23 protein-coding genes are annotated in these 23,450 nt (G+C 57.7%); 7 read left to right on the top strand and 16 right to left on the bottom strand.

From position 1 onward, the window contains the following. Nucleotides 1–44: 44 nt before the first annotated feature. From ugpB to ID864_RS19490, 6 genes are all read right to left on the bottom strand, one after another. A complete protein-coding gene (ugpB, locus tag ID864_RS19515) occupies nucleotides 45–1,361 on the bottom strand; it encodes a sn-glycerol-3-phosphate ABC transporter substrate-binding protein UgpB (RefSeq protein ID WP_099754384.1) in 1,317 nt (438 codons plus the stop codon). Nucleotides 1,362–1,560: 199 nt separating this feature from the next. Next, nucleotides 1,561–2,274 (bottom strand): high-affinity branched-chain amino acid ABC transporter ATP-binding protein LivF, encoded by a 714-nt coding sequence (livF, locus tag ID864_RS19510; RefSeq protein WP_048917733.1) that lies wholly within the window; start codon nucleotides 2,272–2,274, stop codon nucleotides 1,561–1,563. Between the two features lies 1 nt (nucleotide 2,275). Continuing rightward, the gene (gene livG, locus ID864_RS19505; RefSeq protein WP_048917734.1) at nucleotides 2,276–3,043 is read right to left on the bottom strand and encodes a high-affinity branched-chain amino acid ABC transporter ATP-binding protein LivG; all 768 of its coding nucleotides are present in this window, start codon (nucleotides 3,041–3,043) and stop codon (nucleotides 2,276–2,278) included. After that, the gene (locus tag ID864_RS19500) at nucleotides 3,040–4,314 is read right to left on the bottom strand and encodes a high-affinity branched-chain amino acid ABC transporter permease LivM (RefSeq protein ID WP_048917735.1); all 1,275 of its coding nucleotides are present in this window, start codon (nucleotides 4,312–4,314) and stop codon (nucleotides 3,040–3,042) included. Before ID864_RS19500 ends, livG begins: the two co-directional genes overlap by 4 nt. Then, a complete protein-coding gene (gene livH / locus ID864_RS19495) occupies nucleotides 4,311–5,237 on the bottom strand; it encodes a high-affinity branched-chain amino acid ABC transporter permease LivH (RefSeq protein ID WP_048917736.1) in 927 nt (308 codons plus the stop codon). Before livH ends, ID864_RS19500 begins: the two co-directional genes overlap by 4 nt. Nucleotides 5,238–5,322: 85 nt before the next feature. Further along, nucleotides 5,323–6,438, bottom strand: coding sequence for a branched-chain amino acid ABC transporter substrate-binding protein (locus ID864_RS19490; RefSeq protein WP_048917737.1), 1,116 nt, complete (start codon nucleotides 6,436–6,438; stop codon nucleotides 5,323–5,325). A 390-nt stretch (nucleotides 6,439–6,828) separates the two neighbouring features. Here ID864_RS19490 and panM point away from each other — a divergent pair, with 390 nt between their 5' ends. Next, nucleotides 6,829–7,221: an aspartate 1-decarboxylase autocleavage activator PanM gene (panM, locus tag ID864_RS19485; RefSeq protein ID WP_048917738.1), complete on the top strand. Its 393-nt coding sequence runs from the start codon at nucleotides 6,829–6,831 to the stop codon at nucleotides 7,219–7,221. 82 nt (nucleotides 7,222–7,303) lie between these two features. Here the strand turns inward: panM and rpoH are convergent, their stop codons facing one another. From rpoH to ftsY, 4 genes are all read right to left on the bottom strand, one after another. Continuing rightward, nucleotides 7,304–8,158, bottom strand: coding sequence for an RNA polymerase sigma factor RpoH (gene rpoH, locus ID864_RS19480; RefSeq protein WP_048917739.1), 855 nt, complete (start codon nucleotides 8,156–8,158; stop codon nucleotides 7,304–7,306). Nucleotides 8,159–8,449: 291 nt separating this feature from the next. After that, nucleotides 8,450–9,442, bottom strand: coding sequence for a permease-like cell division protein FtsX (ftsX, locus tag ID864_RS19475; protein WP_048917740.1), 993 nt, complete (start codon nucleotides 9,440–9,442; stop codon nucleotides 8,450–8,452). Next, complete coding sequence (gene ftsE / locus ID864_RS19470; protein ID WP_048917741.1) at nucleotides 9,432–10,100, bottom strand: cell division ATP-binding protein FtsE; 669 nt, start codon at nucleotides 10,098–10,100, stop codon at nucleotides 9,432–9,434. Before ftsE ends, ftsX begins: the two co-directional genes overlap by 11 nt. A 5-nt stretch (nucleotides 10,101–10,105) precedes the next feature. Continuing rightward, nucleotides 10,106–11,566 carry a signal recognition particle-docking protein FtsY gene (gene ftsY, locus ID864_RS19465; RefSeq protein ID WP_191150244.1) on the bottom strand — a complete coding sequence of 487 codons (1,461 nt, stop codon included), beginning with the start codon at nucleotides 11,564–11,566 and terminating at the stop codon, nucleotides 10,106–10,108. A gap of 168 nt (nucleotides 11,567–11,734) precedes the next feature. Between ftsY and rsmD the strand changes: the two genes are divergently transcribed. Both rsmD and ID864_RS19455 read left to right on the top strand, forming a co-directional pair. Then, nucleotides 11,735–12,340: a 16S rRNA (guanine(966)-N(2))-methyltransferase gene (gene rsmD, locus ID864_RS19460; RefSeq protein WP_048917743.1), complete on the top strand. Its 606-nt coding sequence runs from the start codon at nucleotides 11,735–11,737 to the stop codon at nucleotides 12,338–12,340. After that, entirely contained in the window at nucleotides 12,330–12,599 is a 270-nt protein-coding gene (locus tag ID864_RS19455) for a DUF1145 family protein (protein WP_048917744.1), read from the top strand. Before rsmD ends, ID864_RS19455 begins: the two co-directional genes overlap by 11 nt. A gap of 106 nt (nucleotides 12,600–12,705) precedes the next feature. Here the strand turns inward: ID864_RS19455 and ID864_RS19450 are convergent, their stop codons facing one another. Then, nucleotides 12,706–13,065 carry a DUF2500 domain-containing protein gene (locus ID864_RS19450; protein ID WP_048917745.1) on the bottom strand — a complete coding sequence of 120 codons (360 nt, stop codon included), beginning with the start codon at nucleotides 13,063–13,065 and terminating at the stop codon, nucleotides 12,706–12,708. Nucleotides 13,066–13,198: 133 nt separating this feature from the next. On the opposite strand from ID864_RS19450, the gene ID864_RS19445 reads away from it, so the two are divergent. Both ID864_RS19445 and ID864_RS19440 read left to right on the top strand, forming a co-directional pair. Then, nucleotides 13,199–13,825, top strand: a complete 627-nt coding sequence (locus ID864_RS19445) for a lysoplasmalogenase (protein ID WP_048917746.1) — start codon at nucleotides 13,199–13,201, stop codon at nucleotides 13,823–13,825. A 93-nt stretch (nucleotides 13,826–13,918) separates the two neighbouring features. Continuing rightward, a complete protein-coding gene (locus tag ID864_RS19440; protein ID WP_191150243.1) occupies nucleotides 13,919–16,189 on the top strand; it encodes a zinc/cadmium/mercury/lead-transporting ATPase in 2,271 nt (756 codons plus the stop codon). 143 nt (nucleotides 16,190–16,332) lie between these two features. Here the strand turns inward: ID864_RS19440 and tusA are convergent, their stop codons facing one another. Continuing rightward, nucleotides 16,333–16,578, bottom strand: coding sequence for a sulfurtransferase TusA (gene tusA / locus ID864_RS19435; RefSeq protein ID WP_048917748.1), 246 nt, complete (start codon nucleotides 16,576–16,578; stop codon nucleotides 16,333–16,335). A gap of 208 nt (nucleotides 16,579–16,786) precedes the next feature. Here tusA and ID864_RS19430 point away from each other — a divergent pair, with 208 nt between their 5' ends. Then, complete coding sequence (locus ID864_RS19430; protein WP_048917749.1) at nucleotides 16,787–17,452, top strand: 7-cyano-7-deazaguanine/7-aminomethyl-7-deazaguanine transporter; 666 nt, start codon at nucleotides 16,787–16,789, stop codon at nucleotides 17,450–17,452. Between the two features lie 97 nt (nucleotides 17,453–17,549). Beyond that, nucleotides 17,550–18,107, top strand: a complete 558-nt coding sequence (locus ID864_RS19425) for a DcrB family lipoprotein (RefSeq protein ID WP_048917750.1) — start codon at nucleotides 17,550–17,552, stop codon at nucleotides 18,105–18,107. A 94-nt stretch (nucleotides 18,108–18,201) separates the two neighbouring features. Here ID864_RS19425 and iolE read toward each other — a convergent pair whose 3' ends face one another. The 4 genes from iolE to iolD all read right to left on the bottom strand — a co-directional run bounded on the left by iolE (nucleotide 18,202) and on the right by iolD (nucleotide 23,184). Next, the gene (gene iolE / locus ID864_RS19420; RefSeq protein ID WP_048917751.1) at nucleotides 18,202–19,098 is read right to left on the bottom strand and encodes a myo-inosose-2 dehydratase; all 897 of its coding nucleotides are present in this window, start codon (nucleotides 19,096–19,098) and stop codon (nucleotides 18,202–18,204) included. Between the two features lie 41 nt (nucleotides 19,099–19,139). After that, nucleotides 19,140–20,024 carry a sugar phosphate isomerase/epimerase family protein gene (locus ID864_RS19415; RefSeq protein WP_048917752.1) on the bottom strand — a complete coding sequence of 295 codons (885 nt, stop codon included), beginning with the start codon at nucleotides 20,022–20,024 and terminating at the stop codon, nucleotides 19,140–19,142. Between the two features lie 75 nt (nucleotides 20,025–20,099). Beyond that, nucleotides 20,100–21,110: a Gfo/Idh/MocA family protein gene (locus ID864_RS19410; protein ID WP_048917753.1), complete on the bottom strand. Its 1,011-nt coding sequence runs from the start codon at nucleotides 21,108–21,110 to the stop codon at nucleotides 20,100–20,102. Between the two features lie 133 nt (nucleotides 21,111–21,243). Continuing rightward, nucleotides 21,244–23,184 (bottom strand): 3D-(3,5/4)-trihydroxycyclohexane-1,2-dione acylhydrolase (decyclizing), encoded by a 1,941-nt coding sequence (gene iolD / locus ID864_RS19405; RefSeq protein ID WP_048917754.1) that lies wholly within the window; start codon nucleotides 23,182–23,184, stop codon nucleotides 21,244–21,246. Nucleotides 23,185–23,450: the final 266 nt, after the last annotated feature.

Genomic DNA, 23,450 nt, shown 5'->3' with positions numbered 1-23,450 from the left:
TTTCTCATGGCGAGCGGATTGTTAATCCGCCCCTACGGCTTACCCTAACGGGTTTGCTGTTCGAAACGGCGCAGCAGTTCGTTACCGCGCTTCACGGCGCTATCCAGTGCCGCCTGCGGTGACTGCTTCCCGGTCCATACGCCTTCCAGCTCTTCGTCGACGATGGTACGGATCTGCGGCATATTGCCGAGGCGCATTCCTTTGGTAAACGGCAGCGGATCTTTGTTCAGCATCTGGCGGGTGGCGATATCCGCGCCGGGATTTTTGTCGTAGAAGCCCTGCTGTTTGGTGAGCTGATAAGCGGCAGTGGTGATAGGCAGGTAGCCGGTTTTCTGGTGCCATTCGGCGGCAATTTCTGGTTTTGCCAGGAACTGCATAAACTCGGCCACGCCCTTGTAGGTATCGGCATCTTTGCCTTTCATTACCCACAGGCTGGCACCGCCGATGATGGCGTTCTGCGGCGCGTTCGGCACGGTCTCGTCATACGGCATCATGCCAACGCCGAAGTTGAATTTGGCGTATTTGCGAATGTCGGCCAGCGAGCCGGAAGAGGCGGTGGTGATGCCACAGTCGCCGTTATAGAACTTGGCGGTGGGTTCATCTTTACGCCCGAAGTAGGTGAAATCGCCTTTTTTGTTGAGATCTTCCAGCATCTGGATGTGGCGCACCTGCACCGGCTTGTTGAACTCCAGTACCGCATCGGTGCCGTCGAAGCCGTTGTTTTTGCTGGCGACCGGCAGACCGTGCCAGGCGCTGAAGTTCTCAATCTGGATCCAGCCCTGCCAGCCGCTGGCATAGCCGCAGCTCATGCCCGCTTTACGCAGGGCGGCGGTATCTTTCGCCAGTTCCTGCCAGGTTTTTGGCGGCTGCTCCGGGTCCAATCCGGCTTTTTTAAACGCGTCTTTGTTGTAGTACAGCACCGGGGTGGAGCTGTTAAACGGCTGGGAGATCAGCTGACCTTTTGCGTCGCTGTAGTAACCTGCCACCGCCGGAACGAACTGCTGGGCATCCATCGCGATCCCGGCCGTTTTAAACACTTCATTCACCGGCACGATCGCCTTTGACGACATCATGGTTGCCGTACCGACTTCATACACCTGCAAAATCGCCGGCGCTTTACCGGTGCGCACCGCAGCAATCCCGGCGGCCAGGCTCTGCTCGTAGTTGCCTTTATAGGTCGGCACGATTTTGTAATCGGGGTGTTCAGCGTTGAAGCGCGTCGCCAGCGAGTTCACTTCCACGCCCAGCTCGCCTTCCATTGAGTGCCAGAAAGGGATTTCGGTGGCGGCCAGCGCATTCGCGCTCAGAGTCAGTCCCAGTACCACGCTTACTGCGTTACGGCGAAATGCGAATGATGACATGTCGATTACCTGTGCCCGGTGTTGTAAAGCGCGCTATCGCGCATTGTTGTAGTCGGGAGGTAACATGACACGCAAAAATGACAGAAAAATAACGGCGTTATGACGGAGGGGTGACAGCAAGGTGACAGAGGGTTCGAAACGGGCGAGGCATGCCTCGCCCCTACGTTATTCGTAGGGATCGGGCATGCCCGATCCGGATTTAACCGCCCAGATAGGCGCTTCTTACCGCTTCATTCGCCAGCAGCGCAGCACCGCTATCTTCCAGCACCACGTGACCGTTTTCGAGCACATAGCCACGGTCGGCCAGCTTGAGCGCCTGGTTGGCATTCTGCTCGACGAGGAAAATCGTCATGCCTTCCTGACGCAGCTGCTCAATGGTGTCGAAGATCTGCTGGATGATAATCGGGGCCAGGCCGAGCGACGGCTCATCCAGCAGCAGCAGGCGCGGCTGGCTCATCAGCGCACGGCCAATCGCCAGCATCTGCTGCTCGCCACCGGACATGGTGCCGGCGCGCTGCACGCGGCGCTCATACAGGCGCGGGAACAGCTCGTACACGCGCTTGATACGCTGCTGATACTGCTGGCGCTCGGCAAAGAAGCCGCCCATCGCCAGGTTCTCCTCTACCGACATGCGTGAGAAGACGCGGCGGCCCTCCGGCACGATGGCAATCGCTTCACGCATAATACGCGCCGTCTGCCAGTCGGTGATCGCCTTGCCGTCGAAGACAATCGAGCCTTCGCTGGCGCGAGGTTCCCCGCACAGCGTGCCGAGGATGGTGGTTTTACCCGCCCCGTTGGCGCCAATCAGGGTAACGATTTCGCCCTGATTGATGTGCAGACTGACGTTGTGCAGCGCCTGGATTTTACCGTAGTGCGCACTGACGTTATTCAGGGATAGCATAGCCTGAGTCATCTTAGGCCTCCCCAAGGTAAGCGCGGATCACATCCGGGTTGTTGCGGATCTCGTCTGGCGTGCCGTTTGCCAACGGCGTACCCTGATTGACCACGTAAATGCGGTCGGAAATGCCCATTACCAGTTTCATATCATGCTCAATCAACAGTACCGAGACGTTGTGCTGACTGCGTAGCTCGGCGATCAGTTCATCCAGCTCGTGCGTCTCTTTCGGGTTCAGACCGGCCGCCGGTTCATCCAGCATCAGGATTTCCGGGCGGGTCACCATGCAGCGGGCGATCTCCAGGCGGCGCTGCTGGCCATAGGCAAGATTACCCGCCTGGCGATTGGCCAGGGAGAGCAGGCCGACGCGTTCCAGCCAGGTTGCCGCACGATCCAGCGCTTCGCTTTCCGCTTTACGGAAGGCCGGGGTTTTCAGCAGGCCGGAGAAGACGCCGCTTTTCAGGTGCTGATGCTGGGCCACCAGCAGGTTCTCAATCACCGTCATTTCGCGGAACAGGCGCACGTGCTGGAAAGTACGCACAATGCCCATGCGCGCAATCTTCTGCCCCGGCAGGCCCGCCAGCTGCTGGTCACCCAGCTTGATCGAACCGCCCGTCGGGCGGTAGAAGCCGGTCAGGCAGTTAAACACCGTGGTTTTCCCGGCACCGTTAGGGCCAATCAGGGAGACAATCTCCTGCGGGCGCAGCTCCAGTTCAACATTGTTGACCGCCAGCAGGCCGCCGAAGCGCATCATCAGGCCATTGACTGCTAACAAAGGCTGAGTCATGCCTGCTCTCCTTTTTCTACGCTTTTCAACTTCAGATGCGGGCGCTTCATCGGCAGTAAGCCCTGCGGGCGCCAGATCATCATCAATACCATTAAGCCACCGAGCACCAGCATGCTGTATTCGTTCAGATCGCGCATCAGCTCACGCGACACCACCAGCAGGATAGCGGCGAGGATCACTGCAAACTGCGACCCCATTCCGCCCAGCACCACAATCGCCAGCACAAACGCCGATTCGGCAAAGGTGAAGGATTCCGGGCTGACAAAGCCCTGGCGCGCGGCGAACAGGCAGCCGGCAAAACCGGCAAACGCGGCGCTGATGGTGAAAGCGGTCAGCTTGATGCGCGTCGGGCTGAGGCCCAGCGAGCGGCAGGCGATCTCATCTTCACGCAGCGCTTCCCACGCGCGGCCCAGCGGCATGCGCAGCAGGCGGTTAATCACAAACAGGGTGATCACCACCAGCAGCAGCGCCACCAGGTAGAGGAAAATAATACGGTCGCTTGGGTCATACTTCAGCCCGAAGAAGTCGTGGAAGGTGCCCCAGCCGCCGTCGCGCACGCTGCGGCCAAACTCCAGGCCAAAGAAGGTCGGTTTTGGGATCTGGCTGATACCGTTCGGGCCACCGGTGATTTCGGTGTTGTTCAGCAGCAGGATACGCACGATCTCGCCGAAGCCGAGCGTGACAATCGCCAGGTAGTCTCCGCGCAGCCGCAGCACCGGGAAGCCGAGCAGCAGGCCAAACGCCGCCGCCACCAGGCCCGCCAGCGGCAGGCTCTGCCAGAAGCCGAGGCCGTAATAGTGGTTGAGCAGCGCGAAGGTATAGGCGCCGATGGCGTAGAAGCCGCCGTAACCCAGCACCAGCAGGCCGGACAGGCCGACGACCACGTTGAGGCCGAGGCCCAGCATCACGTAGATCAGCGTCAGGGTAGCGATATCCACCGTGCCGCGTGAAACCAGAAATGGCCACACCGCCGCCGCGACGATCAGCACCAGCAGGAACAGCTTCTGCTTAACGGTTGAGCCATCAATGCCCGGCAGCACAAATGCCGGGCCGGAGACTTTTTTCAGGCCGCTGGTCAGCAGCGGGCGCAGCAGCTGGAACAGGAACACCACGCCGCAGCCGAGCGCAATCCAGTTCCAGCGCACGCTTCCGGCATTGTTCACCACCAGATGCGTGCCGTCGAGATTCAGGCGCATCCCCATAAAGAACGCCGCCAGCACCAGCAACATCAGCGAGGAAACGAGGGCGTTAAGCAGGTTGAGCTTCTTCATACTTTCTCAACCTCCGGGCGGCCGAGAATGCCGGTTGGCATCACCAGCAGCACCACAATCAGCAGCGCAAACGACACCACGTCTTTGTATTCGGTGCTGAGATACGCCGAGGTCAGCGCTTCAGCAATACCGAGGATCAGACCGCCCAGCATTGCACCCGGAATACTGCCGATACCGCCGAGAACGGCCGCGGTGAAGGCTTTCATCCCGGCCATAAAGCCGATGTACGGGTTGATCACGCCGTAGAACTGGCCCAGCAGCACGCCTGCCACTGCCGCCATCGCTGCACCAATGACGAAAGTCAGCGAGATCACGCGGTCGGTGTTAATCCCCAGCAGGCTGGCCATTTTCAGATCTTCCGCGCAGGCGCGGCAGGCGCGGCCCATGCGTGAATAGCGGATAAACAGCGTCAGGGCCAGCATCGACAGGAACGTCACGACCCAGATCACAATCTGCATGGTGGATATGGTCGCCGCGAAGCCATTGCTGACGCCCAGCGTCCACTGGCCGGTGACCAGGTTTGGCAGCGCCACGTCACGCGATCCCTGGGTCAGGCTGACGTAGTTTTGCAGGAATATCGACATGCCGATCGCCGAGATCAGGGCAATCAGCCGTTTAGAGGAACGCACGGGCTTATACGCCACGCGTTCAATGCTCCAGCCGTAGCAGGAGGCGATCACCACCGCGACCACGAAGCCGCAGCCAATCAGCAGCCAGCTGGTATCAATGCCCATCATCATCAGCGCCGCAATAACGATAAACGAGACGTAGCTGCCGATCATATACACTTCACCGTGGGCGAAGTTGATCATGCCGATGATGCCGTACACCATGGTGTAACCGATGGCGATCAGCGCATAAGTACTGCCCAACGTGACGCCGTTGAACATTTGCTGCAGGAAGTAGAGAAACTGCTCGGACATACCTTAATACCTTACGAATCAACCCACACTGAAGACAATGACGCCTGGCATACATCACCAGGCGTCATTATCCCAAAAGCCCGATTTATTTAACGGCGGTTGATGAACCATCAGCGTGCCATTTAAATACGCCGAACTCGAAGCCTTTCAGGTCGCCCTTCTGATCCCAGCTCAGGTCACCCATCACGGTTGGCACCGGCGCACCCTCTTTCAGGTTTTTAACGATAGCGTCTGGCTCTTCACTCTTGCTGCGCTCCATGCCCGCGGCCAGGGATTGCAGTGCGGCATAGGTAGTCCAGACGAAGGGACCGGTTGCATCCTGTTTTTTCGCTTTCAGCGCGTCAACCACCGGTTTGTTAGCCGGAACCTGGTCGTAGCGTTTTGGCAGCGTCACCAGCATGCCTTCAGAGGCTGCACCGGCAATATTAGACAGAGAAGCGTTGCCTACGCCTTCAGGACCCATGAACTGCGTTTTCAGACCGGCCGCACGCGCCTGCCGCAGGATCTGGCCCATTTCCGGGTGGTAACCACCGAAGTAGACAAAGTCGACGTTCTCTTTCTTCAGGCGAGCCACCAGGGTAGAGAAGTCTTTATCACCCGCGGTGATCCCTTCAAACATCACCACGTTGCCGCCGCCTTTTTTCAGGCTCTCCTGCACGGAGCGCGCCAGGCCTTCACCGTACTGCTGCTTGTCGTGGATCACGGCGATGCGCTGGGGTTTCACTTCATTCAGAATGTATTTTGCCGCAGTCGGGCCCTGGTCAGAGTCGAGGCCAGTGGTGCGCATAATCAGCTTGTAGCCGCGGGAAGTCAGGTCAGGAGCCGTTGCTGCTGGCGTAATCATCAGCACGCCTTCATCTTCATAGATGTCGGAAGCGGGCTGAGTCGAAGAGGAGCACAGGTGGCCGATCACGTAACGGATGCCGTCGTTGATCACTTTGTTAGCAACCGCAACCGCCTGTTTTGGATCGCACACGTCGTCATATTTCACCGCGACCAGCTTGTCACCGTTAATGCCGCCTTTGGCGTTAATGTCTGCGATCGCCTGCTGAGCGCCGGTCCACTGCATATCACCGTACTGGGCAACCGGGCCGGACATGGCGCCAACTACCGCGACTTTAATATCTTTTGCTACTGCTGCACCGCTCATTGCCAGAGCCATACAGCCAGCTAACAGCGCTTTACCTTTACTGATCTTCATCCTGACTACCCCATCTGTTGTGATTGCTTGCTATTTATTTGTCGGTGAATAGCGATAAACGCTTTGCCTTTGAACGAGTTAGCATAATTCCCGACAGTTTTTATCAATAAGGCTTTAATTTTCAGGTTATTAAACAGGAATATTCTGCTGTAAATCAACTGACAGATTCAGTAAATAGCGGGTACCGCAGGACAATCCACTAACAGCAACGGTGGCAAATTCGCCAACTAGCCAGCGCATTATGCTGGCTTTCTGCGCAGAGAATAACGGTTTACTCGGTAAACCATTTGAAACGCCCGCACATCGCCTCGTTTTCGTACAGAAAAACTAACACGCTATAGTATGGTCAACTTCGCTACAATATGCCTTTCTCATGACCGGGTTATTCTGATGAAACTGACTATCATCCGCCTGCAACAGTTGTCTGAGCAGGATCGCAGCGACATAAAAAAAATCTGGCCGCAGGCGAATATCGCGGCGCTGGAAAGCGAACTGAATGAGGCAAAGCAGCTGTACGCGGCACGTTTTAACGATCGTCTGCTGGCGGCAGTGCGCGTGACCCTCAGCGGCAGCGCAGGAGAGATGCAGCAGCTTGAGGTACGCGAGGTGACGCGGCGGCGCGGGGTGGGTCTCTATCTGGTGCAGGAAGTGATGGCGCAAAACCCGCAGGTTGCGCAGTGGGTAATGAGTCAGGATGGCAGTTCAGCGCAGCAGGTGATAGCCGCGTTTATGCAGGCAGCGGGATTTGAGCAGCAGGATGGCGGATGGATAAAGAATGAATAACAAAAAACCGCCCGAAGGCGGTTTTTTTCGCGGTAGCCAGGTTGCCCTGAGCGCGTAAGGGTCGGGCATGCCCGACCCTGAATCAGGCTTCGATAGCCAGACGCAGTTTCTTCATCGCGTTCTTTTCCAACTGGCGCACGCGCTCGGCGGAAACGCCATACTGGTCAGCCAGCTCCTGCAGCGTGGTTTTGTTATCATCGTCCAGCCAGCGAGCGCGGATGATGTGCTGGCTACGTTCATCCAGCCCCTGCATCGCATCGCTCAGCTTATCGGCGGCGTGATCTTCCCAGTTATCCTCTTCAATGCCGTTAGCAAAGTCAGAAGATTTATCTTGCAGATAAAGCATTGGCGCCATGGAGCGGCCTTCGCCTTCGTCATCCGGCGTTGGGTCAAAGGTCATGTCCTGGGCCGCCATACGCGACTCCATTTCACGCACGTCTTTACTGCTGACGCCCAGCTCACGCGCCACCATTTCCACTTCGTCCTGGTTAAACCAGCCTAAACGCTGCTTGGTTTTACGCAGGTTAAAGAACAGCTTACGCTGTGCTTTGGTGGTGGCGACTTTCACGATGCGCCAGTTACGCAGCACGTATTCGTGAATTTCGGCTTTGATCCAGTGAACGGCGAATGACACCAGGCGCACACCCACTTCCGGGTTGAAACGGCGCACGGCTTTCATCAGGCCGATGTTACCTTCCTGAATAAGGTCTGCCTGCGGCAGTCCGTAACCGGAATAGTTACGAGCGACATGAACAACAAAGCGCAGGTGAGACAGGATCAGCGTTTTTGCTGCTTCCAGATCGCCCTGGTAATGCAGCCGTTCAGCCAACGCTTTTTCCTCTTCTGCCGTCAGCATAGGCCAGGCATTAGCCGCCCGGATGTAAGAATCCAGGTTGCCTAAAGGAGCAATAGCTAAAGTTTGCATATCTTTGGTCATTCAAACCCTCTCTGTGTTAAGCAAATTACCGCGTCATTCCGTGAACCGCCCATAAGACTACGTGAACGGACAGCAGAAGCAAACGCAATCTGTGCTAACGATGTTACCGATTACTTATTAAGACGCTAAAGTTATCCACAAGTTCAATTCAGGCAGTGGATATTTTACAAACAGCATGCTGTGCGGACAAGAGGCCAGGATTGCAGGGGGAAGTGACAGTTTGATGAACTTCCTCTGCGGCTAACGTTCACGCAGCAGAGGAAGATTATATCAAAAAAACGTGTACATGGGTTACTGCGGCGTAAATCGACGTAAATGTTGCACCGTGGCCAGCCACGCGGCTATCCAGCCAATCATCGCGGCAATCAACAGCAGCAGCAGGCTCTCATCCCACGCCAGGCCATGCAGCGCGAAGGTGGTGCCAAACACCGAAGCCACCTGCGTCACCACCGATTCAAGACGCAGCACCAGCACCTGCGACAGCACCAGCGACAGCAGCGCACCGGCAAAGCCGAGCATCGCGCCGCCGTACAGGAACGGCCGCAGGATAAAGCCGTCGGTGGCGCCGATCAGCTTCTGCACGTTGATAGTGTCGCGCCGCGCAAAGATGCTCAGGCGCACGCTGTTACCGATCACCAGGAACACCGCGATAATCATCAGGACGCCAATCATCGCTGCCACCTGGCCCACCAGCCCGGTCAGCGCCGCAAGGCGGGCAAACCAGCTGTCATCCATCTTCACTTCATCAATGCCCTGCACTTTCGACACGCGGTCGCGCAGGCTGTTCATGGTGTCGGAATTCTGGAAATTGAGCTTCGGTGTGATAATCGCCACCGCCGGCAGCGGGTTCTGCTCCAGCATATCCATCGCGCCGCCAAAGCCGGACCAGTTACGGAACTCGCCCTGCGCCTCTTCACGCGACAGATAGTTAACTTTTTCCACGCCCTCTTCTTTCTTCAGCTGCGCGACCACGCTTTCGGCGGCGTCGTCATCCAGCGTTTTGCTGAGGTAAACCGTCAGCTGCGGGGCCGGGTACCACTGCTCTGCGGCCTGGCTAACGTTCTTCCAGACCATGTAGCAGACGCTCGGCAGCGTCAGAGAGATAGCGATAACCATCACCGTCAGCAGCGTCGCCAGCGGCTGGCGCCACATATCAGACAGCGAACCGTGCATCGCATAGCGCCACTGCTCCTGCCAGCCGCCCTTCAGCGCTTTGCTTTTTGACGGCTGCTTCTGCTTCACCGCTTTGGCTGCCGCCGGGCGCGGATTACGTTTATTCACCACGATGACCTCCGTGCAGACGTCCCTGGTTGAGCGTCATCAGTCGATAGTTACGGCTGCCGATCAGCCCCATATCATGGGTCGCCATCAGCACGGTAACGCCGACGCGGTTAAACTCTTCGAACAGGCGCAGAATGCCTGCCGACAGCGCTTCATCAAGGTTACCGGTCGGTTCATCCGCCAGCAGCACCGCCGGTTTGTTCACCACCGCACGGGCAATGCCCACGCGCTGCTGCTCACCGCCGGACAGCTGGATAGGAAAACTTTTCGCTTTGTCGAGCAGGCCCACTTTATCCAGCGCGGCCGACACGCGGCGGCGGATATCTTCCCCGCTCGCCCCGGCGATGATCAGCGGGATAGCCACATTGTCATACACTGAACGGTCCATCAGCAGATGGTGATCCTGGAAGATCATCCCGATCTGGCGGCGCAAAAACGGCACTTCACGGCTTTTCAGACGGCTGATGTCGTGGCCGCCAAACCAGATATGCCCGGCGCTCGGGCGCTCAATGCCACAGATCAGCTTCAGCAAGGTACTTTTACCTGCCCCGGAATGTCCGGTCAGAAACGCCATTTCACCGGGACGCAGATGAAAATCTACCCCCTGCAGCGCTTGCCGACCGCCGAGATAAGCCTTACTGACTTGTTCAAAGCGAATCATCCTAATTAGTCCTCTCGGGCAAAAAGTGCCTCAATAAAATCGTCAGCCTTAAACGATCGCAAATCTTCAATACCTTCGCCAACGCCGATATAGCGAATAGGAATGTTGAACTGGTCCGCCACCGAGAAGATCACGCCACCTTTCGCCGTACCGTCCAGCTTGGTAAGGGTGATCCCGGTCAGGCCCACGGCCTCGTGGAACAGTTTAGTCTGGCTGATAGCATTCTGGCCGGTGCTGGCATCAATCGTCAGCATCACCTCGTGCGGCGCCTGGTCGTCGAGCTTCTTCATCACGCGGGTGATTTTTTTCAGCTCTTCCATCAGGTGTGATTTATTTTGCAGACGCCCGGCGGTATCGGCGATCAGCACGTCAACGTGGCGCGCTTTAGCCGCCTGGATGGCATCAAAAATCACCGACGCGGAATCCGCACCGGTATGCTGCGCGACCACCGGAATATTGTTGCGCTGGCCCCACACCTGCAGCTGTTCAACCGCTGCGGCGCGGAAAGTATCGCCCGCCGCCAGCATCACCGACTTCCCTTCGGCCTGGAACTGACGCGCCAGCTTGCCGATGGTGGTGGTTTTGCCCACGCCGTTCACGCCAACCATCAGGATAACAAACGGGGTTTTACCGCTCACATCCAGTGGCTGTTCCACTTTAGAGAGGATGGCGGCCATATCGGTTTTCAGCAGGCCGTACAGCGCTTCGGCATCGCGCAGCTCTTTGCGGCTGGCCTGAGCGGTGAGGTTGCTGATAATACGGCGGGTGGTTTCCATCCCGACGTCGGCAATCAGCAGCTGCTCTTCCAGCTCTTCAAACAGGTCGTCGTCAATTTTCTTACCGCGGAACAGGCTGATAAAGCCGGAACCGAGGTTTTGACGAGTCTTCACCAGGCTGCGCTTCAGGCGGGCAAAGAAGCCCTCTTTACCTGGGCGCTCCTGCTCGACCACCGCCGCTGCAACCACTTCAGCTTCTTCAGGCTCTTCAGCGCTCTCTTCGATGATTTCGGCGGCCAGCGCTGCGTCAACCGGCTCCGCTGCCAGCGCGGCGGCTTCAAGCGACGCGTCGTCAATCACCTCTTCTTCTTCAGCGGCAATCTCTTCCGGCAGGATCTCTTCTTCTACAGCGGTAATCACCTCGGGTTCTGGGGTCACCACGACAGGCTCAGGTTCAGCCGCTACCGGTGCTGCAACCACACGCGCTTCTTCCGCCTGCTGTTCCGCCACGCTCTGCGTGACCGCCACAATCTCTTCTGCCACTTTTTCAGGGGCAGGTTCCGGCTCGGCTAGCGATGTTGATGGCGCGTCAGAGGCAGGGGTTGCTTCAGCAGCCGGTGTGTCTTCAGCAACGGGGGTATCGGCAGAGGGCTGCTGTTCTAACGTTTCTTTTACCTCTTCCTCAGGCGCTTTCTCGTCACGCCCCAGGCCCAGCCAGGAAAAAAAGCCACGTTTTTTATTCTTTGCCATGTTGCAACCACACTCCTCGTGGGGAAAACCATTCTGGTGTATAAAGAGACTGATAATTAATCCCTTAGTCTAACACTTTCTGCAGAGAGCATCACAGCACCCTTTTTACGTTTCCTCCGCCCGGTTAGCCCGTTAAACTGTGCAACAAATTATTAAGAGTTCAGTGAGATGACAAAGAAACCCCGCAGCGGCGCAGCCGGGCAAATACGTATCATTGGCGGCCTTTGGCGCGGCCGTAAGCTGCCGGTCCCGGACAGCGAAGGGCTGCGCCCGACCACCGACCGCGTGCGCGAAACCCTGTTTAACTGGCTGGCGGCCGATATTCAGCAGGCCAAGTGCCTCGACTGCTTCGCCGGAAGCGGTGCTCTCGGGCTGGAAGCGCTGTCGCGTCATGCAGGCAGCGCCACCCTGCTGGAGCTGGAGCGCCCGGTGGCGCAGCAGCTGGAAAAAAATCTCGCTACGCTGGGGGCAAAGAACGCGCGCGTCGTGAACACTAACACGTTGCAGTTCCTTGCTCAGAAAGGGGAGCCACATCAGCTGGTGTTTATCGACCCGCCGTTTCGCAAGGGATTACTGGAGCAGACCAGCACGCTGCTGGAAAGCAACGGCTGGCTGAGCGATGATGCGCTGGTGTATGTTGAGAGCGAAGTGGAACACGGCCTGCCGCCAGTGCCGGTAAACTGGCAGCTGCACCGGGAAAAAATTGCCGGGCAGGTGGCTTACCGCCTGTATATTCGCCACGCTAATGATAAGGAAACGTCAAATGTTGATTAATGCTGGCCGCGTGTTGATGCTGTTCGTCTGGGCTTTTTTACTGCTCAACCTGGTTCACCCTTTTCCCAAACCGCTGACGTATTTCGTCAACGTCGCGCTGTTTTTCATGGTGATCATGCACGGGCTACAGCTGGTGCTGATGCGCTCTACCCAGCCACCCGGCGCGGAAAAGCTCAGCGGCGTAACCCAGGCCAAAGTGTTTTTCTTTGGCGTGTTCGAACTGCTGGCGTGGCAAAAGAAGAATTATCCGAAGCAGTAAGTGCTGCCCCCGGCTTAAAAGCATCAACGCACGACGCTGAGACAAGCCGAAAAAGCGGAGTTTACGCAACGTAAATGAGCATTTTCGGCGCAGTTTCAACGCTGTATCAGCGAGAGGCGTTGGTGCTGAACGAAACGAACCTTGTGCCTTTGACCTTCAACTCTCCCTTCACGCCCTTATCAATCTGATGATAATCGCCAGGGTTCAGCTCCAGCTTGAAATCCCCTGCGCCATTAAGCGGATGAAACCACGCCTCGTAGCGCATATCCTCCACCGGAATATTCTCGCGCTGGCGCGAGCGGCGGTTCGGCGCCGGAAATTCCCGTTTGGTTTTCACTTCCACAATCAGGCTGCGCACCGGCGAAGCGTCGTTAACCGCGACTTCACGCCGCTGTTTGATAAACTGACGCGTGGCTAAGATGGCAATAATGGCCAGCACGATAAAAAAGATGAGAGGTGGCTTCATGTTTCTTCCTCCTCCTGGAGGCAAAGTCAGCAGTGCGGCTAAGCATACAACCGGAGCCCTCTCATTGTCACATCGCGCCCGCTTAACCTAAACTGATTGTCAGTTGTGGAGTTTTTAATCTAAGGATAACAATATGATTTGGTCTTTCCTTGCGGTTCTTTTTTCCGGCTGGCTGTATGTCGACGCCTCTTACCGCGGCCCGCAGTGGCAGCGCTGGGTGTTTAAGCCCGTTACCCTGCTGCTGCTGCTGGCATGGGCGTGGCAGGCGCCGGTACTGAAAACCACGGACTATCTGATCCTGTTTGGCCTGCTGGCAACGCTGGTTGGGGATGCCCTGACGCTGCTGCCCAATAAGCGCATGCTGTACGCCATTGGCGCATTTTTCCTCTCGCACCTGCTGTATACCCTGTGCTTCGCCAGCCAGATGACGCTGAGCTTCTTCTGGCCGATCCCGCTCACTTTGCTGATTATCGGTGCGGCGCTGATCGCCACCGTATGGAGCAGGCTGGAGGAGCTGCGCTGGCCAATCTGCACCTTTATCGGCATGACGATACTGATGGTGTGGCTGGCCGCAGAGCAATATTTCTTCCGCCCGACCGACTACAGCTTTACCCTGGTCGCCGGTGCCGGATTGCTGCTATTAGCCAATATTGTCTGGTTAATCAGCCACTACCGTCGCCGCTTTAACGCCGACCGGGCGATTATTGCCGCCTGCTACTTTGCCGGTCACTTTATGATCGTGCGCTCCCTGTGGCTGTAAGCTGAGTTGACGCTTGACTCTGGAGTGGACTCCAGAGTGTAAGATGGGTGACTGGCGGGCACTGAAGCCCGCCGTCACCGGTCAGGAGGCGTTATGCACCAGCACTCTTCTTGCGGTTGTGGTCACTGCCACGCCAGCAAACAACACGGATGCAGCAGCCGCCCGCGTCCCGTTATCAGCAAAATCACTTCCGTCAGCGCGGCCAGCGTTGAGGCGCCCTGCTGCGCCGAATCATCCTGCAGTCCCACCGGGGCTGACCCGCTTGATGAGGGCGACAGGCCCGGCTCCGGCACGCGTTTCAGCTGGCAGGTCAGCGGGATGGACTGCCCAAGCTGCGCGCGTAAAGTGGAAACCGCCGTCAGGCAGCTGCCCGGGATTCACCAGGCACGCGTCGTGTTCGCCAGTGAGAAGCTGCTGGTCGACTGCGCAGACGACAGGCGCAGCGATGTCGAGCAGGCCGTGTCACGTGCAGGGTTCCAGCTGCAGCGCAGCGACGCGGCCCCAGCGGCGAAAGCCGAAGTCAGCTTCTGGCGGGAGAATCTCAGCCTTATAGCCCTGGTCGTACTGATGGCCATCAGCTGGCTGCTTAACAGCTTCAACCATCCGGCCGGCAACCTCGCCTTTATCGCCACCACGCTGGTGGGCGTCTGGCCAATTGCCCGCAGCGCGCTGCGCCTGATGCGCAGCGGGTCACCGTTCTCGATTGAAACCCTGATGAGCGTGGCCGCTATTGGTGCGCTGTTTATCGGTGCCACCGCAGAAGCGGCGATGGTGCTGCTGCTGTTTATGCTCGGCGAGCGGCTGGAATCCTTCGCTGCCGGTCGCGCGCGCAAAGGGGTCACGGCGCTGATGGCGCTGAAGCCGGACGTTGCCCTGCGCGTCAGCAACGGCCAGCGCGCCAGCGTGGCGGTCAGCGCGCTGCGCCCGGGCGATGTAATTGAAGTGGCCGCCGGAGCGCGCCTGCCCGCCGATGCCAGCCTGCTTAGCCCCTTTGCCAGCTTCGACGAAAGCGCCCTGACCGGCGAGTCGATCCCGGTTGAGCGCCAGCAGGGCGAGAAAATCAGCGCCGGTTGCCTGAGCGTTGACCGTCTGGTGCAGCTGCAGGTGGTTTCCGAGCCGGGCAACAGCGCGATTGACCGCATTCTGCATCTGATTGAAGAGGCCGAAGAGCGCCGTGCGCCGATTGAGCGCTTCCTTGACCGCTTCAGCCGCATCTACACCCCGGTGATTATGCTGATGGCGCTGCTGGTCGCCATCGTGCCGCCGCTGCTGTTTGCCGCCGCGTGGCAGCCGTGGATCTATAAAGGGCTGACCCTGCTGCTGATCGGCTGCCCTTGCGCGCTGGTGATCTCCACCCCCGCCGCGATCACTTCCGGGCTGGCCGCTGCTGCGCGCCGTGGTGCGCTGATTAAAGGCGGCGCCGCGCTGGAAAGCCTCGGCAGCGTGCGCACCATCGCTTTTGATAAAACCGGCACGCTGACCGAGGGCAAGCCGCAGGTCACCGCGCTGCTGCCGCTGGCGGGCAGTGATGAGGACCAGCTGCTGGCCACCGCCGCCGCGATTGAACAGGGTTCTTCGCACCCGCTGGCGCAGGCGATTGTTGCCGCCGCCGCCGGGCGCTCGCTGATATTGCCTGAAGCCACCGATCAGCGCGCTCTGGCCGGCAGCGGCGTGGAGGCAAAAGTTAGCGGGCGCTTACTTTCTATCAGCTCCCCGACTAAACTGCCTTCTACGCTGCTCGCTTCCCAGCAGCAGGTGGTGGAAGAGCTGGAAAGCGCCGGCAATACCGTGGTGCTGCTGCATGACGCCGCGCAGCTGCTGGGGATTATCGCCCTGCGCGATACGCTGCGCGCCGATGCCCGGGGCGCGCTGGCAGAGCTGCAAGCGCTGGGGATTAATGGCGTGATGCTGACCGGGGACAACCCGCGTGCTGCCGCCGCGATTGCCGCCGAGCTGGGGATTGACTACCGCGCCGGGCTGCTGCCGGCAGACAAGGTGGCGGCGGTCAGCGCGCTGAACGCTAAGCAGCCGGTGGCGATGGTCGGTGACGGCATTAACGATGCGCCAGCGATGAAGGCCGCGACCATCGGCATTGCGATGGGCAGCGGCAGCGATGTGGCGCTGGAGACCGCCGACGCGGCGCTGACCCATAACCGCCTTAGCGGGCTGGCGGCGATGATCCGCCTGTCGCGCGCCACCCACGCCAATATCCGCCAGAATGTGGCGCTGGCGCTGGGGCTTAAGGGGATTTTTCTGCTGACCACGCTGCTGGGGATCACCGGCCTGTGGCTGGCGGTTCTGGCAGATTCAGGGGCTACCGCGTTAGTAACCGCTAACGCATTGCGACTGTTGCGCAAGAAATAACAGGCTGTCAACTTCACTATCCTGGAGGGGCTGCCCGCCATGGGTAGAGCGGAAAATGGTCGCCCCCTGCGGAGATCGGCATACGGGTCGGGCATGCCCGCGCCCTGCGGAGATCGGCATGCCCGACCCTGGTTTTATACGGGCTATAACCCTTTCTTCAACAAAAACTGATACGGCATCGCCTCGGTGTTCTCGGCCACCAGCGTGTGTTCCATAAAACGGCAGAAGCCGGGGATATCGCGTTTAGTGGCCGGGTCATCGGCGATGATCAGCAGGGTTTCACCCTCCTGCATATGACGCACGGTTTTGCGCACCATCATTACCGGTTCCGGGCAGCGCAGGCCCAGCGCATCAAGGGTCTGGTCGGGATTAGCGAAGAGGTCGCTCATGATATTCTCAATCTGGGATGACAAACTGCCGCCTATTTTAGCGCCAGCCGCACCGCGTGCAAGGGATCAATCCAACGATAACGTTTGCGCTAAAATTAACCATTGCAATAGCAGGCTAAAACGGTAAGATGCCGCGAAATCGTACCGACGATTAAAATTATTCTTATGGGTTCCCTCACCCCATTTCTACATAAAAAGGCTGATAACGATGATCGCTTTTACTGCGCGTCAGCGCACCCACGCGCTGGTCTGGCTCTCCCTGTTTCACCTGCTGGTGATCACCTCCAGTAACTACCTGGTCCAGCTGCCGGTGGCCATTTTTGGCCTGCACACCACCTGGGGTGCCTTCAGCTTCCCGTTTATCTTCCTCGCTACCGACCTGACAGTGCGTATTTTTGGCGCTCCGCTGGCACGCCGCATTATTCTGGCGGTGATGATCCCAGCGCTGGCGATCTCTTACGTTATCTCCGCACTGTTCTATCAGGGCGAATGGCAGGGCTTAGCCGCGCTGTCTCAGATGAACCTGTTTGTTGCCCGCATCGCCTGCGCCAGCTTTATGGCTTACGCGCTGGGCCAGATCTTAGACGTGCACGTCTTTAACCGCCTGCGCCAGAAAGCAGCATGGTGGATGGCCCCGGCGGCCGCGATGTTCCTCGGCAATATCAGCGACACGCTGGCATTCTTCTTTATCGCCTTCTATAAAAGCCCGGACCCGTTTATGGCCACGCACTGGGTGGAGATCGCACTGGTGGATTACAGCTTCAAAGTGCTGATCTGCATGGTGTTCTTCCTGCCTGCCTACGGGGTGCTGCTTAACACCGCGCTCAAGCGTCTGGCCAGGACGCCCGCGCGTACCCATGTAAACTTTGGTTAGGACGCGATCTGCAATAGTTGTTAAGTTGCTTTTAGCCGCTGAATACGCTTGTATAAGTGCCTGATAAAGACGCGACTACTGTAGAAAAGGGACCCTGATGCGTAACTTACTAAAATATGCCGGAATAGCAGTTCTGGTGGCTGGCCTGGCCGCCTGCGATGGCAAAAAAGACAAAGACGCTGCCGATGACAATGGCACCAGCAGCAGCCAGTCTACCCAGAACGTCACTCTGATGGACGGTAAGCTGAGCTTTACCCTGCCGCCGGGCATGTCAGATAAGAGCGGCAAGCTCGGCACTCAGGCCAATAATATGCACGTCTACGCCGATGAATCCGGCCAGAGAGCGATTATTGTGATTGATGGTGAGAGCACCAATGAAGGGTTGGACGTGCTGGCAGGCCGCCTGGAAGCGCAGCAGCGCAACCGCGATGCCCAACTGCAGGTGGTGACTAACAAAGCGATCACCGTCAAGGGTCAGCCGCTACAGCAGCTGGATACCGTAATCTCTGCCAACAACCAGTCTTCATGGTCTTCCGTGGTGCTGGGCAAAGTTGATGGCAAACTGTTGACGCTGCAAATCACCCTGCCTGCGGATAATCAGCAGCAGGCGCAGACCGAAGCGGAAAGCATTATCAATACCATTACGTTGAAATAGATAATGTTCTATAGGGGCTGACCCTCTTTTACGGTCAGCCCGCTAAAGGTCGACCAGAAAAGCGGTCGGCCCCTACAGATTACCGGGGTTAATTTTACAAACCGGTATTTTCGCGGATATATTTGCGCGCTTTCACTGCATATTCAAACGGGTTCGCCAGCGCCGGGTCCTGCTCTGCTTCCACCACCATCCAGCCTTTGTAGCCGAAATCGTCGAGGATTTTAAACACCGGTTTAAAATCAATGACGCCATCACCCGGTACGGTAAAGGTGCCTTTCTTCACGCCATCCAAAAACGACAGCTTCTGGCTCTTCACCTGCGCCACCACCTCATCACGCACGTCTTTCAGATGCACATGGTTAATGCGCGGCAGATATTTCGTCAGGATATCCAGCATCGCCTGCTGGCTGCCTTCCGAGTAGTACGCATGGCCGGTGTCAAACAGCAGATAGACGTCATCATTGGTTGCCGCCATAAAGCGATCAATTTCTGCCGTGGTCTGGATGCCGGTGCCCATATGATGATGCAGGCCAACCGTCATGCCTTTCTCCGCCGCCAGCTTAGCCAGTTCGTTATAACCTTCTGCGGTCAGGCGCCACTGCTCGTCGCTAAACAGCGGCTTCTCTTCCAGCACCGCTTTAGTGGTGCCCTGAATGCTCAGGCTCTGCTCTGAACAACCGATCACCCTGGCGCCCATTGCGTGCAGGAAATCGCGGTGGTTGATGAACTCATCAATGGTTTTCGCTTTGTCACCGTTGGCAAAAAAGGTACTGAACCAGGCGTTAACAATCTGCACGCCGCGAATATCCAGCATCGGCTTCAGCACCGCCGGATCGCGCGGATATTTGCTGCCCACTTCGCTGCCGGTAAAGCCTGCCAGCGCCATTTCACTGACGATCTGCTGGAAGGTGTTCTCGCTACCCAGCTCCGGCATATCATCGTTGGTCCAGCCAATCGGGGCGATCGCCAGCTTCACGTTCTCTTTATTCATTTGCATGTTAATACCTCAAAAGACGGCCGCAGCCGCCTGGTTCATTTGCTCAGCAGTTCACGCTCGATAAGCTCGCGCGTGGCGACCGCCTGAACAGGCATTTTTTCCGGGTAACCAAACAGGGAAGAGGCAATAATCGACTCGCCACCGACTTTATAAGTGCGGTTAGCAAAGTCCATATCGCGCAGCGTCTGGAACAGCGTCGGGAAGTCCACTTCCCCTTCGCCCACGCCCACGTGCTGGTGAATCGTGGCGTCAACGCCAGGCGGGTTCACAATATAGCGGCAGTGTTTGGTGTGGTTCATGGTGTCAGCGATCAGCACGTGCGACAGGTCACCGCCTGCGTACTCCAGCATGCTCTTCACGTCGCCTTTTCCTTTGTCGTAGAAGAAGGTGTGCGGCACGCTGTACAGGTATTTGACGTTCTCACTGCGAAACGATTTCACCAGATCGGCGGTTTCGTTGTTCTCTTCGCAAAAATCCCACGGGTGCGACTGGATTTCGATGCGGATGCCTTCACGTTCGACGATCGGCAGAATTTCTTCCATCGAGCGATAGAACATCTCTTCACAAATTTCAGGTTCGTTCGGGGTTCCCGACAGCTCGGTGTTGATCACCTGCACGCCGGTTTCCACCGCAATTTCAATCATCCGCTTCCAGTTGCGTACGGCGGCCTGACGCCGCGCTTCGTCCGGGCCGGACCAGCGATACACCACGATGTACGAGGAGATTTCTAACCCGGTCTCGCGCAGCGCGTTTTTGTACTCGGTAATGATTTCGCGGCTGGCTTTTGGATGCTTATAGAACGGGTTGATCTGCGGATGCGGGGACTGTTCAATATATTGATAGCCCCAGTCAGCCACCTGGTGAACCATTTTTGTGATGCCTAAATCTCGAATGACATCCACATCAAAGGCAATTTTCATCAGACTCTCCGTGCTAAATCAGTACGCTGTTTAACGATGTTCCCCCGCCGCAATCGGCGGGGTAAGGCGCAGCCATTAAAGATAAAAAGAGGGGCGCTGCGGCAGTTCCACCGCCTCAATCGCGCCGCTTTCCTGCGCCTTCAGGCAGGCATCGGCAGCCACGGAAGCGGCATAGCCGTCCCAGGCGGATGGCCCGGTCAGCTTGCCCGCAGTGGCATCATTAATAAATGCCTGCAGCTCAACGTCATAGGCATCGATAAAGCGGTCTTTCCAGTCGGTCAGGATCGCGGTTGAGAGATTGGCACTTTTGCGCATCTGCACGGCGGATGGCTCAGGCAGCTTAGCGATCCCCTCTTCCCCCACCACTTCACACTGGATGTCGTAGCCGTAAGCGCAGTTAACGAAGATCTCCACGTCAATGCGGATACCTTTACGGGTTTCAAACAGCACTACCTGCGGGTCGCGCAGCTTGCCGTGGGTTTTTGACGTGGAGCGCGGGAACACCACCTGCACCGATTTGTAATCGTCTTCGGTCAGCCAGCGCAGCACGTCCAGCTCGTGGATCAGCGTGTTGGTGATCGCCATATCGGTGGTGTAGTTTTCCGGCACGGTCGGGTTGCGGTGTGCGCAGTGCAGCATCAGCGGCTCGCCGATCTCCCCCTGCTGAATCACCTTTTTCAGCGCACGATAGCCGCTGTCGTACGGGCGCATAAAGCCTACCTGCACCAGGCGCTTACCAAATTTGATTTCGGCATCGACGATACGGCGGCAACCCTCAGCGCTCATTGCCAGCGGCTTCTCGCAGAACACCGGCTTACCGGCTGCAATCGCGGCCAGGGTAAACTCTTCGTGCGTGGGGTCCCAGGAGGTCACCAGCAGCGCATCCACGTTCGGGGAGTTCACCACGTCGTGACCGTTAGCAAACACCTCGGCTTCAATACCGATGCGCGTCAGAGCGGCTTTCGCACCGTCAACGTTGATATCAGAAACGGCCACCACCTGGGCACCCTGCAGCACTTTGCTACAGCGGCGAATGTGTTCCTGGCCAATGGCGCCCGTTCCGATTACACCTAATTTCAATGTCATAACAGGTCCTTACTTGTAGGGTTTATCCCCGTCATACTTCAAGCTGCATGTGCGTTGGCTGCAACTCGAATTATTTTGGGTATAGAGCGGGCGCGTTAACGCCCGCAAGGTAAAAGCACAGCAAAAAGTAAAATTAGTATTCCCGAGCCTGGTCGATATGTTGGTTCAGCATGCGGGCCACGGCGTCTACGCGCTCTGAGTTGGATACCTGGGCGCCGCCTACGCGCCACCAGCTGAAGTATTTGTGGATCATGGTTTTCGGCAGCACTTTAATGTCGATCAGGGTGGATACCGTCTGCTTCTGCGCATCCGCCAGCGCCGCTTCCAGCTGCTCCAGCGTGGTCACACGATAGGTCTTACAGCCGTAACCGGCCGCAATCGCCGCGAAGTCGACCGGCACAAAGCCACCGTCCAGCTTGCCCCCTTCGCCATTACGAAAGCGGAACTCGGTGGTAAAGCTGTCCATGCCGTGCTCCATCTGCAGGTTGTTGATGCAGCCGTTGGTCATGTTGTCGAACAGGATCACGTTGATCTTGGCGCGCTCCTGGATCGAGGTCACCAGCTCGGAGTGCAGCATCATAAATGAGCCGTCGCCGACGAAGGTGTAAACCTCGCGATGTGGCTCAGCCAGCTTTACGCCCAGTGAAGCGTTGACCTCGTAGCCCATGCAGGAGTAGCCATACTCGACGTGATAGCTGTTGTAATCTTTGTTGCGCCACATGCGCTGCAGGTCGCCCGGCAGGCTGCCTGCAGCCGCGACAATCACTGCATCCTTTGGGAGATGCTCATTGAGCGTGCCCAGCACGCTGCTCTGAGTCAGGTAAGAACCGGTCAGGCGGTTAAACTCGGCCCACACCGCGTCACGGTCCATATGGTCATCGATCTCCGGCACGTAGTCGGCACCGCTGTAAACGGAGGAGTAAACGCGCTGGGTCTCTTTCAGCAGTTTGCTCTGCGCCTGGGACACTTTTTCACCCCAGCCGCTGCTGAAGCCGGTCGTCGCCAGGCGGCTCTTCAGCGCGATCAGCGCTTCCCGGGCATCGGCCACCACCTGAACGGCATCGAGCTTATAGGCGTCAAAATTACTGACGTTAATGTTGATGTAGTTGACGTCGGGGTTCTGGAAAATCCATTTCGAGGCGGTGGTAAAGTCGGTGTAACGCGTCCCGATACCTATCACCAGATCGGCCTCTTTCGCCAGCAGGTTGGCCGCCAGGCAGCCGGTTTCACCCACGCCGCCCACATTCAGCGGGTGGTCGGAAACCACGGTGCCTTTCCCGGCCTGAGTTTCGGCAAATGGAATATTGTAGCGCTCGGCGAACGCCACCAGCGCCTCGCCCGCGCCGGAGTATTTCACCCCACCGCCGCAGACAATCATCGGCTTCTTCTTACCGGCAATCAGCGCTAACGCATCGGCCAGCTGGCCTTCGGTCGGCAGGCGGCGCTCCAGGCGATGTACGCGCTTCTGGAAGAAGTAATCAGGGAAATCATAGGCTTCACCCTGCACGTCCTGCGGCAGTGATATCGTCACCGCGCCGGTTTCCGCCGGGTCAGTCAGCACGCGCATGGCGTTAATGCAGGCGGTCATCAGCTGCTCAGGGCGGCTGACGCGGTCCCAGTATTTACTCACGGCGCGGAAGGCATCGTTGGTGCTGATGCTGAGGTCGTGGCTCTGCTCAATCTGTTGCAGCACCGGGTCCGGCTGGCGCGTGGCGAACACGTCGCCCGGCAGCAGCAGCAGCGGAATGCGGTTAGCGGTGGCGGTGGCCGCTGCGGTGACCATGTTGGCCGCGCCCGGGCCAACGGAAGAGGTACAGGCGATGATTTCGCGGCGCAGTTTCTGCTTGGCAAAACCGATAGCCGCATGCGCCATACCCTGCTCGTTTCGGCCCTGATGCACCACAAGGTCACCGCTGTCCTGCTCCAGCGCCTGGCCTAAGCCCAGCACGTTGCCGTGACCAAAGATAGCGAAAATGCCCTTCACAAACTTGGTTTCAACGCCGTCTACCGACAGATACTGATTATCCAGGAATCTGACCAGAGCCTGTGCCGTGGTTAATCTCGTCTTGCCCATTTGCTCTTCCTTTGTGGTTCGACGGCCGCATCTTTAGGTCGGCCGGGGTTCGCATTTATGGTCGCCTTATGCGCAAAACGGCGACAGCTGTAAGTGAAACGTGGGACGATTATAAACAAATATTTTTTTCACCAAACACAATTACAGAAGAAACATTTCATTTTGCGAGAGAGATCAAATTCTGCGGTGAAACGGGGATGCAAGGGGGGATCGCCAGAGAGTAAATGAAACGATAACAGGATCTTCAGTCATAAATGAGAAAAACC

The organism is Erwinia aphidicola (assembly GCF_014773485.1).
Taxonomy (GTDB): domain Bacteria; phylum Pseudomonadota; class Gammaproteobacteria; order Enterobacterales; family Enterobacteriaceae; genus Erwinia; species Erwinia aphidicola.
Note: the sequence above shows the minus strand (reverse complement) of the source record. Positions and strands in the feature narration are given on the sequence as shown.

Excerpts from the sequence above, each read along its gene's own strand:
- ugpB (WP_099754384.1), bottom strand. The coding sequence starts at position 1,361 with ATGTCATCATTCGCATTTCGCCGTAACGCAGTAAGCGTGGTACTGGGA.
- livF (WP_048917733.1), bottom strand. The coding sequence starts at position 2,274 with ATGACTCAGGCTATGCTATCCCTGAATAACGTCAGTGCGCACTACGGT.
- livG (WP_048917734.1), bottom strand. The coding sequence starts at position 3,043 with ATGACTCAGCCTTTGTTAGCAGTCAATGGCCTGATGATGCGCTTCGGC.
- ID864_RS19500 (WP_048917735.1), bottom strand. The coding sequence starts at position 4,314 with ATGAAGAAGCTCAACCTGCTTAACGCCCTCGTTTCCTCGCTGATGTTG.
- livH (WP_048917736.1), bottom strand. The coding sequence starts at position 5,237 with ATGTCCGAGCAGTTTCTCTACTTCCTGCAGCAAATGTTCAACGGCGTC.
- ID864_RS19490 (WP_048917737.1), bottom strand. The coding sequence starts at position 6,438 with ATGAAGATCAGTAAAGGTAAAGCGCTGTTAGCTGGCTGTATGGCTCTG.
- panM (WP_048917738.1), top strand. The coding sequence starts at position 6,829 with ATGAAACTGACTATCATCCGCCTGCAACAGTTGTCTGAGCAGGATCGC.
- rpoH (WP_048917739.1), bottom strand. The coding sequence starts at position 8,158 with ATGACCAAAGATATGCAAACTTTAGCTATTGCTCCTTTAGGCAACCTG.
- ftsE (WP_048917741.1), bottom strand. The coding sequence starts at position 10,100 with ATGATTCGCTTTGAACAAGTCAGTAAGGCTTATCTCGGCGGTCGGCAA.
- ftsY (WP_191150244.1), bottom strand. The coding sequence starts at position 11,566 with ATGGCAAAGAATAAAAAACGTGGCTTTTTTTCCTGGCTGGGCCTGGGG.
- rsmD (WP_048917743.1), top strand. The coding sequence starts at position 11,735 with ATGACAAAGAAACCCCGCAGCGGCGCAGCCGGGCAAATACGTATCATT.
- ID864_RS19455 (WP_048917744.1), top strand. The coding sequence starts at position 12,330 with ATGTTGATTAATGCTGGCCGCGTGTTGATGCTGTTCGTCTGGGCTTTT.
- ID864_RS19450 (WP_048917745.1), bottom strand. The coding sequence starts at position 13,065 with ATGAAGCCACCTCTCATCTTTTTTATCGTGCTGGCCATTATTGCCATC.
- ID864_RS19445 (WP_048917746.1), top strand. The coding sequence starts at position 13,199 with ATGATTTGGTCTTTCCTTGCGGTTCTTTTTTCCGGCTGGCTGTATGTC.
- ID864_RS19440 (WP_191150243.1), top strand. The coding sequence starts at position 13,919 with ATGCACCAGCACTCTTCTTGCGGTTGTGGTCACTGCCACGCCAGCAAA.
- tusA (WP_048917748.1), bottom strand. The coding sequence starts at position 16,578 with ATGAGCGACCTCTTCGCTAATCCCGACCAGACCCTTGATGCGCTGGGC.
- ID864_RS19430 (WP_048917749.1), top strand. The coding sequence starts at position 16,787 with ATGATCGCTTTTACTGCGCGTCAGCGCACCCACGCGCTGGTCTGGCTC.
- ID864_RS19425 (WP_048917750.1), top strand. The coding sequence starts at position 17,550 with ATGCGTAACTTACTAAAATATGCCGGAATAGCAGTTCTGGTGGCTGGC.
- iolE (WP_048917751.1), bottom strand. The coding sequence starts at position 19,098 with ATGAATAAAGAGAACGTGAAGCTGGCGATCGCCCCGATTGGCTGGACC.
- ID864_RS19415 (WP_048917752.1), bottom strand. The coding sequence starts at position 20,024 with ATGAAAATTGCCTTTGATGTGGATGTCATTCGAGATTTAGGCATCACA.
- ID864_RS19410 (WP_048917753.1), bottom strand. The coding sequence starts at position 21,110 with ATGACATTGAAATTAGGTGTAATCGGAACGGGCGCCATTGGCCAGGAA.
- iolD (WP_048917754.1), bottom strand. The coding sequence starts at position 23,184 with ATGGGCAAGACGAGATTAACCACGGCACAGGCTCTGGTCAGATTCCTG.